At 59.4% G+C, this 13787-nt stretch carries 13 protein-coding genes; 7 read left to right on the forward strand and 6 right to left on the reverse strand.

Annotated elements, in window-relative coordinates; all coding sequences use genetic code 11:
* The first annotated feature begins 18 nt into the window (after positions 1-18).
* A complete protein-coding gene (locus tag ACRZ94_RS20080; RefSeq protein WP_480656492.1) occupies positions 19-615 on the forward strand; it encodes an imm11 family protein in 597 nt (198 codons plus the stop codon).
* Positions 616-702: 87 nt separating this feature from the next.
* On the opposite strand, the gene ubiG is transcribed toward ACRZ94_RS20080, so the two are convergent.
* Positions 703-1449, reverse strand: coding sequence for a bifunctional 2-polyprenyl-6-hydroxyphenol methylase/3-demethylubiquinol 3-O-methyltransferase UbiG (gene ubiG, locus ACRZ94_RS20085; protein WP_480656490.1), 747 nt, complete (start codon positions 1447-1449; stop codon positions 703-705).
* Positions 1450-1497: 48 nt separating this feature from the next.
* Here ubiG and pip point away from each other — a divergent pair, with 48 nt between their 5' ends.
* The 6 genes from pip (at position 1498) to infB (ending at position 8786) form a co-directional block, all read left to right on the forward strand.
* Complete coding sequence (gene pip / locus ACRZ94_RS20090; protein WP_480656488.1) at positions 1498-2475, forward strand: prolyl aminopeptidase; 978 nt, start codon at positions 1498-1500, stop codon at positions 2473-2475.
* Entirely contained in the window at positions 2472-3293 is an 822-nt protein-coding gene (locus ACRZ94_RS20095; RefSeq protein ID WP_480656487.1) for an ABC transporter substrate-binding protein, read from the forward strand. The genes pip and ACRZ94_RS20095 overlap by 4 nt, the downstream gene beginning before the upstream one ends.
* A 158-nt stretch (positions 3294-3451) precedes the next feature.
* Complete coding sequence (rimP, locus tag ACRZ94_RS20100; protein WP_480656485.1) at positions 3452-4042, forward strand: ribosome maturation factor RimP; 591 nt, start codon at positions 3452-3454, stop codon at positions 4040-4042.
* Positions 4042-5655 carry a transcription termination factor NusA gene (nusA, locus tag ACRZ94_RS20105; protein ID WP_480798164.1) on the forward strand — a complete coding sequence of 538 codons (1614 nt, stop codon included), beginning with the start codon at positions 4042-4044 and terminating at the stop codon, positions 5653-5655. Before rimP ends, nusA begins: the two co-directional genes overlap by 1 nt.
* Positions 5656-5679: 24 nt before the next feature.
* Entirely contained in the window at positions 5680-6303 is a 624-nt protein-coding gene (locus ACRZ94_RS20110; RefSeq protein ID WP_480798165.1) for an RNA-binding protein, read from the forward strand.
* An 8-nt stretch (positions 6304-6311) separates the two neighbouring features.
* A complete protein-coding gene (gene infB / locus ACRZ94_RS20115; RefSeq protein ID WP_480798166.1) occupies positions 6312-8786 on the forward strand; it encodes a translation initiation factor IF-2 in 2475 nt (824 codons plus the stop codon).
* 172 nt (positions 8787-8958) lie between these two features.
* Here the strand turns inward: infB and ACRZ94_RS20120 are convergent, their stop codons facing one another.
* The 5 genes from ACRZ94_RS20120 to ACRZ94_RS20140 form a co-directional block, all read right to left on the reverse strand.
* A complete protein-coding gene (locus ACRZ94_RS20120; protein WP_480798167.1) occupies positions 8959-9627 on the reverse strand; it encodes a hypothetical protein in 669 nt (222 codons plus the stop codon).
* A gap of 138 nt (positions 9628-9765) precedes the next feature.
* Positions 9766-10593 carry an alpha/beta hydrolase gene (locus ACRZ94_RS20125; protein ID WP_480798168.1) on the reverse strand — a complete coding sequence of 276 codons (828 nt, stop codon included), beginning with the start codon at positions 10591-10593 and terminating at the stop codon, positions 9766-9768.
* Positions 10594-10596: 3 nt separating this feature from the next.
* The gene (locus ACRZ94_RS20130) at positions 10597-11475 is read right to left on the reverse strand and encodes a tryptophan 2,3-dioxygenase (protein WP_480798169.1); all 879 of its coding nucleotides are present in this window, start codon (positions 11473-11475) and stop codon (positions 10597-10599) included.
* Positions 11476-11538: 63 nt separating this feature from the next.
* On the reverse strand, positions 11539-12567 hold the full coding sequence (tdh, locus tag ACRZ94_RS20135; protein ID WP_480798185.1) for an L-threonine 3-dehydrogenase: 1029 nt from the start codon (positions 12565-12567) through the stop codon (positions 11539-11541).
* A 14-nt stretch (positions 12568-12581) separates the two neighbouring features.
* Entirely contained in the window at positions 12582-13766 is a 1185-nt protein-coding gene (locus tag ACRZ94_RS20140; protein WP_480656471.1) for a glycine C-acetyltransferase, read from the reverse strand.
* Positions 13767-13787 lie beyond the last annotated feature (21 nt).

Below are 13787 nucleotides of genomic sequence, written 5' to 3' on the forward strand. Positions count from 1 at the left end.
ATTTAGGGATGAGCATGAATGCCATGGATTATGCATGAGAGTATTTCAGACCAAGAAGACGTGACGTGGGCGTTGCGGGATCTAACGACCGGCGCTGACAGAACGACCCCTAAAATTCACATGCCGACATTTGAAATTTCTGAAGATCAATACCCTTTGGATTTTCAACAAACCTCATCGCATACAGAGCTAACGGATTTCATGCGGGGCGGAGGTTTGGGTGTTGTTCTCGTCAGTCAAGCGTTCCGGGATTTGATCGAAGAAATGGATCCGGGACACAGCCTTTACTATCCAGTTGTTCTGCATTGCGATGATGGGCGCATTATCAAGGACGAGTATTTTCTTCATAAGTTCTCAGACTTTGTCGACGGCGGTGTCATAGTCGACGAGTCCGATGTCCAGCCAGTCGTGCGTAAAGGAAAGATTAGATTTTACAGCAGTTCGGCTTGGCCCAGGCTGGTTTGGCGCAGCGATAAACTCAAGGATCGCCACGTATTTGCGGATAGCTTTTTGCGCGACCGCTTTTGTGTTTCTGATGCGTTCCTTGAGGCGGCCGAAGACAAAGGCTTCAAAGGTTTCCAAAAAATCGAGGCCTTCATCCGTTATGCTTCCTGACCGCGTGTAGGCCAACAAGCGTAGGATGGGTTTACAACCCATCATCAATTCTCGGAAACCACAGGCAAGATGGGTTGAAAACCCACCCTACCCGGTCTTCACACTCGCCGTCACATAATTCACGCTCAAATCCCGGTCCGAGATCGACCAGCTCCACAGGATCGGGTTGAAGACGAAGCCCTTGCGGTCCACCGGGTCCAGCCCGGACTGTCGCAGCAGGTCGAACAGTTCGTCGGGCGTGATGAACTTGTTCCACTCATGCGTGCCGCGGGGTAGCCAGCGCATGACGACCTCGGCCCCGAAGATGGCCATGGCATAGGATTTCGGGTTGCGATTGATGGTCGAACAGATCAGCAACCCGCCCGGTTTCAACAGCTGCTGCGAGGCGGTCAGGAAACCCAGAGGATCGGCCACATGCTCGACCACCTCCATGTTTAGCACCACGTCGAACTGTTCCCCTGCGGCGGCCATGTCCTCGGCTGTGGTGTGGCGGTAGTCGATCTCAAGTCCCGATTGCTCGGCATGGATGCGGGCGACGGGTAGGTTGCCCTCGGCGGCGTCGGCACCGACGACCTCGGCCCCCAAACGCGCCATTGGTTCGCTCAGCAGTCCGCCGCCACAGCCGATATCCAGCAGGCGCAGGCCCTCAAACGGTTTTTCGGCCTTCAGATCACGGTCAAATTCACCCGCAATCTGCTGTGTGATATAGTCCAGACGGCACGGATTGAGCATGTGCAGAGGTTTGAATTTCCCATGCGGGTCCCACCATTCGGCGGCCATCGCCTCGAATTTTGCGATCTCGGACGGGTCCACCGTGTTCGGATGCGCTTGCATTCCTGTCTCCGTGTGCTCTTTTACGTTTAAAGACTATATAGGGCCCTAATGGATAAGTACCCGGACCAAAAGCGCGCAGTTCAATATCTGTACCCGCCGATTGACCCGTTCGATCAGCGGATGGTCGATGTGGGCGACGGGCACCGCATTTATATGGAGCAATGCGGCAATCCGAATGGCCTGCCGGTCGTGGTGTTGCATGGCGGTCCCGGGGGCGGGTGCAGCCCGGCGATGCGGCGGTATTTCGATCCGAATGTGTACCGGGTGATTCTGTTTGATCAGCGCGGATGCGGTCGGTCACGGCCTCATGCGTCGGTGGTGGATAACACGACCTGGCATCTGGTGGATGATATTGAGCGGCTGCGCACCTTGCTGGACATTGACGATTGGACGGTGTTTGGCGGCAGTTGGGGCGCAACTCTGGCGCTGGTCTATGCGCAGGCGCATCCGGACCGGGTGAACCGGCTGGTGCTGCGCGGCGTGTTTCTGGCGACGCAAGCCGAGTTGGATTGGTTCTATGGCGGCGGTGCTGGCAAGTTCTGGCCCGAGCAATGGGCGAAATTCACCGCGCTGCTTTCAAAGGACGAGCTATCGGATACGATCAACGCCTATCACAAGCGCCTGTTCTCGGGCGACCGGGCGACGGAAATCCTGTATGGGCGGGCTTGGTCGGCGTGGGAGAACGCGCTGGCCTCGATTCATTCGCACGGCGCAACCGGCGAAAGCCCCGGAGAATACGCGCGTGCCTTTGCCCGACTTGAGAATCACTATTTCACCCATGGGGCTTTCCTTGAGAAAGACGGCCAGATTCTGGATCAGGTCGACCGGATCGCGCACATCCCCGGGCACATAGTTCAGGGGCGGTACGACATGATCTGCCCACCGCAGGCAGCGTGGTCTTTGGCCGAACGCTGGCCAAACGCCGAGCTCAAGATGGTGCGTCAAGCGGGTCATGCGCTGTCCGAACCCGGCATCAGCGCCGAATTGGTCCGTATCATGGACCGCGTGGCCGAGGGGGTGGCATGACCCGGATTGACCGCCGTGCCTTATTCGCCTCAGGTGCTGCCGCTGCTCTGTTGGCGGCGACGGGTGCGTCGCTTGCGGACACGCCCAAAAAGGGCGGGACGCTGCGTCTGGCCGTGCCACGCGATGACAGTTTGGAGCAGGTGGCGCGCGGGGCTGTGTTCGATACGCTCACCGAGATCGCGCCCGATGGCACCCTGCGCGGAGAGTTGGCGCGTGGGTGGCACACAGAAGCAGATGCCCGGGTGTGGCGTTTTGATCTGCGCGGCGATGTGGCGTTCCATGATGGTGCAGCTTTGGATGTGAAAGATGTGGTCTCGGTGCTGCAACAGGTTGGACGGGCCGAGGCGCTGACGGCGGATTCGGTGCGGCTGGAACTGGCCGACTCCAACCCTGGCCTGCCATTTTTGCTGGCAGACAGCCGGTTCGTCATCACACGCGACGGACAAGGCGTGACGCCCTTGCGCACAGCCAATGGCACCGGGTGCTACCGGGTGGAACGGGCCGAGGATGATCGGCATTTTCTTGGCCGCCGGGTGGCGGGTCACTACAAGGACGGGCAGGCCGGATGGGCCGATGCGCTTGAGATCATCGTGATCCCTGACGCCAAAGTTCGGGCTGAGGCGTTGCGAGATGCTTATGTGGATATCGCGGCGCTGCCAGATGGGGATGAACTGACGGATCAACGCGGTCTGCGCTATCACCCCAGTCAGGATGACATGGCGCTGGCCGTGGCCGGTCATGTGGGAATGCCGCGCCAGATCGGCAGCGCCCGCGCACTGGATGACGGGCGCATCGCGGAACGGTGGTGGCTGGCCTGACCTGATCACGTTTCACGCTGGGGGTTGCAGACTCGGCAACTCCTGCGTATATGCATCTGCAACAGCGGCGCGTTGGACTTCTGGTTCAAGGCTCCACCGGAAAATTCGACGGGCCGCGCGCCCGTTTTTTTGTGCCCGGATGAAGGGTGAAGTACCTGATGACAAACGACCTGATAGCCAAAGCTGCCATCGACCGGCGACTGGCCGAGATCATCACCCCCGTGATCGAAGATCTGGGGTACGAACTCGTCCGTATTCGCCTGATGAGCGGCAAGACCACCACGATGCAGATCATGGCCGACAAGCCCGATGGCGGCATCGAAGTGGATGACTGCGCCGAGATTTCCAACGCCATCAGCGCCACGCTGGATGTCGAGGACCCGATCCTCGATGCCTATACGCTTGAGGTGTCCAGCCCCGGCATCGATCGCCCGCTGACCCGTCTCAAGGATTTTGAGATGTTCGAAGGGTATGAGGCCAAGATCGAGACCGCAGAGCTGATCGACGGCCGCCGCCGTTTCAAGGGCGAGTTGGCCGGGATCGAAGGGGATGAGGTTCTGATCAACATCCCCGAGGGGGATGAGACGATCACCATCGGTCTGCAATTCGACTGGCTGAGCGACGCCAAGCTGGTCCTGACCGATGACCTGATCAAGGAAATGCTGCGCCAGCGCAAAGACGCTGGATCCTTAAACGAAAACGCTTTCGACGAGATTGAGACCGAAGGGTCCGAAGAGGAGACGAACTGATGGCAATCACCTCAGCCAACCAGCTGGAGCTGCTGCAGACCGCCGAGGCCGTGGCCCGCGAAAAGATGATCGACCCCGGTCTGGTTGTCGAAGCGATGGAGGAATCGCTCGCCCGTGCCGCCAAGAGCCGTTACGGCGCCGAGATGGACATCCGTGTCAGCATCGACCGCAAGACCGGTAAGGCGACCTTTACCCGCGTGCGCACCGTGGTCGAGGATGAAGAGCTTGAGAACTATCAGGCCGAATTCACCGTCGAGCAGGCCAAGCAATATATGGAAAACCCCGAGGTCGGTGACGTTTTCGTGGAAGAAGTGCCGCCGGTTGAAATGGGCCGGATCGCGGCGCAATCCGCCAAGCAGGTGATCCTGCAGAAGGTCCGTGAAGCGGAACGTGATCGTCAGTACGAAGAATTCAAGGATCGCGCAGGCACCATCATCAACGGTGCCGTCAAGCGCGAGGAATTCGGTAATGTCATCGTCGATCTGGGCGGTGCCGAGGCCGTTCTGCGCCGCAATGACAAGATCGGCCGCGAAAGCTATCGCCCTAACGACCGCGTGCGCGCTTATATCAAAGAGGTTCGCCGCGAGGTTCGTGGCCACCAGATATTCCTGTCGCGCACCGCGCCGGAATTCATGGCCGAGCTGTTCAAGATGGAAGTGCCGGAAATCTATGACGGCATCATCGAGGTCAAGGCCGTGGCCCGTGACCCCGGCTCGCGCGCCAAGATCGCCGTGATTTCGTATGACGGCTCGATTGACCCCGTCGGTGCCTGCGTTGGTATGCGCGGCAGCCGCGTGCAGGCCGTTGTGAACGAGCTGCAGGGCGAAAAGATCGACATCATCCCGTGGAACGAAGATCAGCCGACCTTCCTGGTGAACGCTCTGCAGCCCGCCGAGGTTTCCAAGGTTGTTCTGGACGAAGAAGCCGGCAAGATCGAAGTTGTGGTGCCTGAGGAACAGCTGTCCCTCGCCATCGGTCGTCGTGGTCAGAACGTGCGTCTGGCCAGCCAGCTGACCAATCTGGACATCGACATCATGACCGAAGCCGAAGAATCGGCGCGTCGTCAGAAAGAGTTCGAAGCCCGCACTCAGCTGTTCATGGAAAGCCTGGATCTGGACGAATTCTTTGCCCAGCTGCTGGTGTCCGAGGGCTTCACCAACCTCGAAGAGGTTGCCTATGTCGAGCTGGATGAACTGCTGGTTATCGACGGTGTGGACGAAGGCACGGCGCAGGAACTGCAAACCCGTGCCCGTGAATTCCTGGAAGCACAAGCCAAAGCGGCGCTGGATGCGGCCCGTGCTTTGGGTGCCGAGGACAGCCTTATTGAATTCGAGGGCCTCACACCCCAGATGGTAGAGGCGCTGGCCAAGGATGATGTGAAGAATTTGGAAGACTTCGCAACCTGCGCAGACTGGGAACTGGCCGGTGGCTGGACCACGGTCGATGGTGAGCGCATCAAGGATGACGGTGTGCTCGAACCCTTTGGTGTCACTCTGGAAGAGGCGCAGGATCTGGTCATGACCGCCCGCATCATGCTGGGCTGGGTTGACCCGGCCGAGCTGGAACAGGCGGACGAAGACGGCGAAGAGACCGAAGAGGAGGCCGAGGCCTGATCTCAGGGCCTCGGGGTGGCGTGAATGGGTCGCGGTGGCGTCCATAAGGATCGGTCGGACGGACCCGAGCGCAAGTGCATCGCCACAGGCGAGGTTCAGCCCAAATACGGGCTGATCCGCTTTGTGATGGGGCCGGACGGTCAGGTCTTTCCCGATGTTGCGGCGAAATTGCCGGGGCGCGGGGTCTATGTGGCGGCGGATCGCGCCGCGCTGGACAAGGCGGTTGGCAAGAAACTGTTCTCGCGCGGGTTCAAGGCGCAGGTGACGGCGCAGGCGGACCTGACCGATGAGGTCGAAAAGCAAATCGCGCGGCGGGTGATCGAGCTGATCAGCCTGGCGCGCAAATCCGGTGACGCGGTTGCCGGATATGAAAAGGTCAAGACGTGGCTGGACCGGGAAGAGGCCCAGATACTGATTCAGGCCAGCGATGGATCGGGGCGCGGCAAGTCGAAACTCAGCACGCCGCACTTCGGAAAATACATCGGCTGGCTGACCGCGGACGAGTTAGGAGCGGCATTTGGGCGCCAAACCGTGATTCATGCGGCGCTGGCCTCTGGCGGACTCGCCAAACGTGTTGTAGAGGAAGCGCAGCGCCTGCGTGGCTTGCGCGAAACGGATGACGGCGGCAAGGGCCGCGCGGAAGGGTAAGAAGCTTTATGAGCGATAGTGACGGCAAAAAGACATTGGGTCTTCGTGGCGGGGCACGCCCCGGAAATGTGAAACAGAGTTTCAGCCACGGACGCACCAAGAATGTCGTGGTGGAAACCAAACGCAAACGCGTGGTGGTCCCCAAGCCGGGTGCCGGAAAGCCGGGCGGCGGTGCAACGCCCTCGGGTGATCCGTCGCGTCGCCCTGCCGGGATTTCCGATGCGGAAATGGCGCGCCGGATGAAGGCGCTGCAGGCCGCCAAGGCGCGTGAGGCCGAAGAGGCCGCCGCCCGTGAGGCCGCCGAAAAGGCGCGCGAAGAAGAGCGCGCCCGCCGTCGTGCGGAACAAGAAGCCAAAGAGCGCGAACAGCGCGAGGCCGAAGAACGTGCACGTCAAAAGGCGGAAGACGAAGAGCGCAAGCGCGTTGAGGCGGAAGAAGCCGCCAAACGCGCTGCGGCTGCCCCTGCGCCCGAAGAACCCAAAGCGGCCCGCGCCCCGGCCAGCAAGCCTGCGCCTGCGGCTGCTCCGCGCAAACAGGATCGTGAGCGTGAGCAGCGTGGCCGCGGCAAGGGTCGTGACGACAACCGCCGTTCGGGCAAGCTGACACTGGGTCAGGCCACCGGCGGCGAAGGCAACCGCCAACGCTCGATGGCCGCAATGAAGCGCAAGCAAGAGCGCGCGCGTCAAAAAGCCATGGGTGGTTCGGTCGAGCGGGAGAAGGTGATCCGTGATGTTCAGCTGCCCGAGGCGATCATGGTCTCGGAGCTGGCCAACCGTATGGCCGAACGTGTGGCGGATGTTGTCAAATCGCTGATGCAGATGGGTATGATGGTCACGCAGAACCAGACCATCGACGCCGACACTGCTGAACTGATCATCGAAGAGTTTGGCCACAAGGTTACTCGCGTCTCCGATTCGGATGTTGAAGACGTCATCAAAGAGGTTGAAGACAGCGATGATGATCTGCAGCCGCGTCCGCCGGTCATTACCATCATGGGTCACGTTGACCACGGCAAAACCTCGCTGCTGGATGCGATCCGCGATGCGCGTGTTGTGGCCGGTGAGGCGGGTGGCATCACCCAGCATATCGGCGCCTATCAGGTAAAAACCGATGGTGGCACCACGCTGACCTTCCTGGATACACCGGGCCACGCGGCGTTTACGTCGATGCGCTCGCGCGGTGCTCAGGTCACCGATATCGTGGTTCTGGTTGTGGCCGCCGATGACGCGGTGATGCCGCAGACGATTGAGGCGATTAACCACGCCAAGGCGGCCCAAGTGCCGATGATCGTGGCGATCAACAAGGTCGACAAGCCCGATGCGAACCCCGACAAGGTGCGCACCGATCTGCTGCAGCACGAAGTCATCGTCGAGAAAATGTCGGGCGAGGTTCAGGACGTCGAAGTCTCCGCCATCACCGGTCAGGGTCTGGACGAGTTGCTGGAAGCCATCGCGCTGCAGGCCGAGATTCTGGAGCTGAAAGCCAACCCCGACCGCGCCGCACAGGGTGCCGTGATCGAGGCGCAGCTGGATGTGGGCCGCGGCCCCGTCGCCACCGTTCTGGTTCAGACCGGTACGCTGCGTCAGGGCGATATTTTTGTTGTGGGTGAGCAATACGGTAAGGTCCGCGCGCTGATCAACGACAAGGGCGAACGCGTCAAAGAAGCGGGCCCCTCGGTTCCGGTTGAGGTTCTGGGCCTGAACGGCACGCCCGAAGCGGGTGACGTTCTGAACGTGACCGAGACCGAAGCGCAGGCGCGCGAGATCGCGGAATACCGTGAACAAGCCGCCAAGGACAAACGCGCCGCAGCCGGTGCCGCGACCACCCTTGAACAGCTGATGCAGAAGGCCAAGGAAGACGAAAACGTCACCGAGCTGCCGATTCTGATGAAAGCGGATGTGCAGGGGTCTGCCGAAGCCATCGTTCAGGCGATGGAGAAGATCGGCAACGACGAGGTGCGCGTGCGCGTGCTGCACTCGGGTGTTGGTGCGATTACTGAGACTGATGTGGGTCTGGCCGAAGCCTCGGGCGCACCGATATTCGGGTTCAACGTCCGTGCCAATGCCTCGGCGCGGAACACGGCGAACCAGAAGGGCGTCGAGATCCGCTACTACTCGGTGATCTATGACCTTGTGGATGACGTGAAAGCCGCCGCATCGGGCCTGCTGAGCGCCGAAATCCGCGAGAAGTTCATCGGCTACGCCGAAATTCGCGAAGTCTTCAAGGTCACCGGCGTCGGCAAGGTTGCCGGCTGTCTGGTCACCGAAGGCGTGGCGCGGCGTTCCGCAGGTGTCCGCCTGCTGCGCGACAACGTGGTGATCCACGAAGGCACGCTGAAGACGCTGAAACGCTTCAAGGACGAAGTGGCCGAGGTTCAGTCGGGTCAGGAATGCGGTATGGCGTTCGAAAACTACGACGATATCCGCCAGGGCGACGTGATCGAAATCTTCGAGCGCGAAGAGGTTACGCGCACGTTGGATTGATCTGGTGTTGCGACGAAACAGTAAACGGCGGCCCTTTGGGTCGCCGTTTTTGTCTTGTTTAGTGCTTTTTTGATTTAAAACCACAACTACGCGTCTTTTATCGTGCTCTAGCCTCAAGCGGACAATGATGGAACGTCTGCTTTGCGGACGAAACGGACCTCTGGATTCCAACCTATAAACGCAAAGTACCATCGTCCTTAAGTCGGATTGTCGGCAACCTCAGAGTCTCGCGGCGCACTTTACGACAATACAACCCGTCTTCGGAATAGGCATCGCGCGAGAGCTTATAAGTTACCGGTTTTTCGATATCGTGCTTGTTGCCAACCCAAGCGAATTCATGAGAAAGGGTGTCTGCTACTTCTGACATTCCGGCGTCCGACATTGAGATTGTCGCACTTGGTCCTAGGATTTGAATGGTGTCGAAGTCGCAGTTTTTCTGTTTCAAACTGAAAGCAATCGGTGGAAGGCTCAATACAGGAAACGCTGAGCGTCCGAGTGTAAGAGAAAAATCCTCCAAGTCTCCGTTTTCTTCTGCAATATCAATTTTTTGCTCGACGAGAATAGCGGCTCGAATTGGGCAAACCAAAGACAAAGGATCATTTCGATATGGATATCTCGGGTCACTCCAAACGTCCGTCAGAACATCCTTGTTTATCATTAAAAAGGCTATTGAATTGGTAATGCCGGGGTAGCCTCGATTGCAAAGATGCCAAACTGATTGACCAAAAATCTCGGCATAAGGATCACTCAAACCCAACCGCATTGCGGTCTTGGCAAAGATTTTCCTCACTTCTGAATAATGAAGTTCGGTCTCAGTCTTACTTTTTTTGTGATGGGCCATACTTATTACCGCAAATCAATTTTAGTCGTTCAGAACGAAAGCCCAATCAAAAAGATAAAAGTGGCAAAAATTCGATCTTTGGGCAGCCATCAAGGGCTCGAACTAGACGTTCTAGGCGTCGCAGCAAACGGCCCTTACTTATTTCGACCCCACCAAAAACGTCCCCGGATGCATGATGATGTCGAAATGCTGCATCCCCTTCTGCAGATCGAAACTCACCGAATGCCCGCCCTTGCGCAGCAGTTCCGCATAATCCCGGCTTTGGCGGATGAACTCGGGCGTGTCGCGCTCGGCTACGGTTACGCGATAGCGCGGCCCGGGGGCGGGGAGGTGCAGGATGGGCGACAGGTCGTGAACCTCGACCGGGGTCAGTTGCAACGGGTCGTTTACGGGCGTCAGGCTGATCGGCTCCAGATCATAAACCCCGCTGATCAGGATCACGTCGCGCACGCGCAGCCCGGCGCGGGCCAGCGCGTCGGCTGAGGTGGCCATGACCATCGCCGCCAGATGCGCCCCGGCGCTGTGGCCAGACAGGGTGACGCGGGACGGATCAAACCCCAGATCGCCTGCATTGGCCGCAAGCCAAAGCAGCGCGTCGCGGCATTCCCCGATCATGTCCCCGATGCGCGCATCCGGGGCCAGAGTGTAGTTCAGGGTGGCAAAGGACTGTTCAGCCTCGACCAGCGCGGGGGCCATCATGGCCGACTCACGCTGGCTGAGCGCCTGCCAATATCCGCCATGGATGAACACGTGCAGCGGCGCCCCGGCCCCTTTCGCCGGGAAGAAATCCAAGACCTGTTCGGGGCTGTCGCCATAAGAGAGGTTCTGGTGACAATCCATCTGCGCCCGGTGTTGGGCGCTGAGCGCGGCATAGGCATCGACATAGGGGGTCAGGTCGCCACCGATCATGGATCGGGGGGAATATTCCTGATCCAACTCGGCCTGAGTGAATCCTCGGTACAGCATAGCCTACTCCTGATCCGCATACATCAATTCGGTGCGCACATCGTAGAGATCATGAAAGAACCGCAAATCCAAGGCTTTGCGCAGGAAGGACACGCCGCTGGACCCTCCGGTGCCGGGCTGGTTGCCGATCACGCGTTCCACCGCGGTGACATGATCGAACCGCCAGCGCTGGAACAGTGATTCCACGTCCATCAGCTTTTCGGCCAGCGCGTACAGATCCCAATGGCGGTCCGTGTTGCGGAAGACCTGCACCCACAGCTTCACAACGCGCGGGTCGCCGGAATAGGGCTGGGCGAAGTCGCGGTTCAGCAGCTCGTCGGGCACATCGAACCCTTGCCGGGCCATCATCTGCAACACCTCGTCATAGAGCGAAGGTTTCGTCAGCGCGGCGGTCAACATCTCCATCACCTCTGGGTCATGCGCGTGCACCTTGAGGGTGGCCGCATCCTTGTTGCCCAGAATGAACTCGATCTGACGATAGCCATAGCTTTGAAAGCCCGACGAACTGCCCAGAGCCTGCCGGAAGGTCATGTAATCGGCCGGGGTCATCGTCAGCAGGGTTTCCCACGCGGCAATCAGCTGCCTCTGGATCGCCTTCACCCGGTCCAGGTTCTTCATTGCCGGGCCAAACTCGTCCTGTTGCAGGAACCGGCGCACTTCGACCAGTTGGTGATGCATCAGTTTCAGCCACAGCTCGCTGACCTGATGGATGATGATGAACAGCATCTCGTCGGGTTGGGCGGGGTCCTGAAAGGTCTTCTGCAGGTTCAGCAGGGTCTTGAGCTGCAGAAAGTCGCCATAGCTTTTGCGGTGGGTTTCCGTGAAATCGGTGACCAGGGTCTCTTCGATCCCCCGTTCCAGATACCTGTCGTTGTCGCCCATGTGCTCCTCCAAACGCGCGGGTGTCCCTTTGTTTAGGGTCAAAACCCGCGCGGTGCCAGAGCGTTAGGTCCAGTCCAGAACCACCTTGCCCGACTGGCCGGATTTCATCGCGGCAAACCCCTGGGCAAAGTCGTCGACCTTCATCTGGTGCGTGATCACCCGGCTGACGTCCAGACCGTTCTGCAGCATGGCGATCATCTTGTACCAGGTTTCAAACATTTCACGCCCATAAACGCCCTTGATGGTGATGGCCTTGAACACGATACGTGACCAGTCAACGGGGGATTTTCCGGGTGGGATTCCCAGCAGAGCGATTTTGCCGCCCATCACCAGTGCCTCGACCATCTGATCCAGCGCAATTTGTGAGCCCGACATTTCAAGGCCCACATCGAACCCTTCCTTCATGCCCAACTCGGTGATGACGTCCTGCAGGTCCTCATTCGACACATCAACGGTGCGCACAGTTGGCACAACGTGCTCGGCCAGTTTCAGACGATCAGGGTTGATGTCGGTGATCACCACATGCCGCGCGCCTGCATGGCGGGCAACGGCGGCGGCCATGATACCAATGGGGCCCGCGCCGGTGATCAGAACATCTTCGCCCAGCAGATCAAAGCTGAGCGCGGTGTGGACGGCATTGCCGAGCGGATCAAGGATCGCGCCGATTTCATCGGGTACATCGTCGGGCAGGGGAACCACGTTGAAGGCGGGCAGCTTCAGGTACTGCGCGAACGCGCCCTGCTCGTTCACGCCGATGCCGCGCGTACCGGGGTCGAGGTGGAACTTACCCGCGCGGCTTTGGCGGCTGTCATTGGTGATCAGATGACCCTCGCCTGAACAGCGCTGGCCGATCTCAAGACCCGTCACATTGCGCCCCATCTCAACAATCTCGCCGGCGAATTCGTGACCGGTGATCATGGGAACAGGCACCGTAGCCGAGGCCCAGTCATCCCAGTTCCATATGTGAATGTCAGTGCCGCAGATGCCGGTCTTGTTGACACGGACCAGAACCTCATCCGGGCCGATCTCGGGCACCGGGGCCTGCACCATCCAAAGACCCTCTTGGGGTTTTGATTTCTCAAGGGCTTTCATGGTGTTGGGTCGCATCAGATCACCCCCAGTTCTTTGCCAACTTTCCCAAAGGCCGCCAAGGCGCGGTCCAACTCGTCGCGTGTTAGGGCCGCGTTCATCTGCGTCCTTATCCGCGCCTGACCGCGCGGGACGACCGGGAAGAAAAAGCCCGAGACATAGACGCCTTCGTCAAACAGCCGCGACGCCATATCCTGTGCCAATGTCGCCTCGCCCAGCATGACCGGAATGATCGGGTGTTCACCGGGCAGCAGGTCGAACCCCAGCTTTTCCAGCCCCGCGCGCCAGTATTTGGCGTTGCCGAACAGTTGCGCGCGCAGCATGTCGCCCTCTTCCACCAGACGGATCGCCTCAAGCCCGGCAGCAACGATCGAGGGCGGCAGCGAGTTTGAGAACAGATAAGGCCGCGCCCGCTGCCGCAGCAGGTCGATCACTGGCTGCGGCCCGGCGATATAACCGCCGATTGCCCCCCCAAGTGCCTTGCCCAAAGTTCCCGTCAGAATGTCCACATCGACGCCGAAATGATCCGGCGTTCCGGCCCCGTTCGGCCCCATGAAACCGGTGGCGTGACAGTCATCAACCATGACGATGGCATCATATTTGTCGGCCAGCTCGCGAATTTTAGGCAGGTTTGCCAGATAACCATCCATCGAAAACACGCCATCGGTTGCGATCATGATGTGCCGCGCCCCATCTTCGCGTGCCTGTTTCAGCCACGCCTCAAGATCGTTCATGTCGTTGTTCAGATAGCGATAGCGCTTGGCCTTACACAACCGCACCCCGTCGATGATCGAGGCGTGGTTCAGACTGTCCGAGATAATGGCGTCTTCAGGCCCTAACAAGGGCTCAAACAGCCCGCCATTGGCGTCGAAACAGGCGGCAAACAGGATCGCGTCGTCCTTGTTCAGGAACTTGGCCAGCTTTTGTTCCAGCTCGCGGTGAATGTCCTGCGTGCCGCAGATGAACCGGACCGAAGCCATACCAAACCCTTTGGGCTCCATCGAGCCAATGGCAGCATCAATCAGCGCGGGGTGATCGGCCAGACCCAGATAATTGTTGGCGCACAGGTTGATGACCTGTTTGTCGCCCACCGTAATCTCACCGCCCTGCGGCGAGGTGATCATGCGTTCGCGTTTATACAGGCCCTCAGATTCGATCTGCGAAAGGGTGTCCGAGATGTGGGACAAGAATGCATCTGCCATGGCGGCCTCCGGTTATCTGAG

This window comes from Ruegeria sp. CH10 (assembly GCF_056537125.1).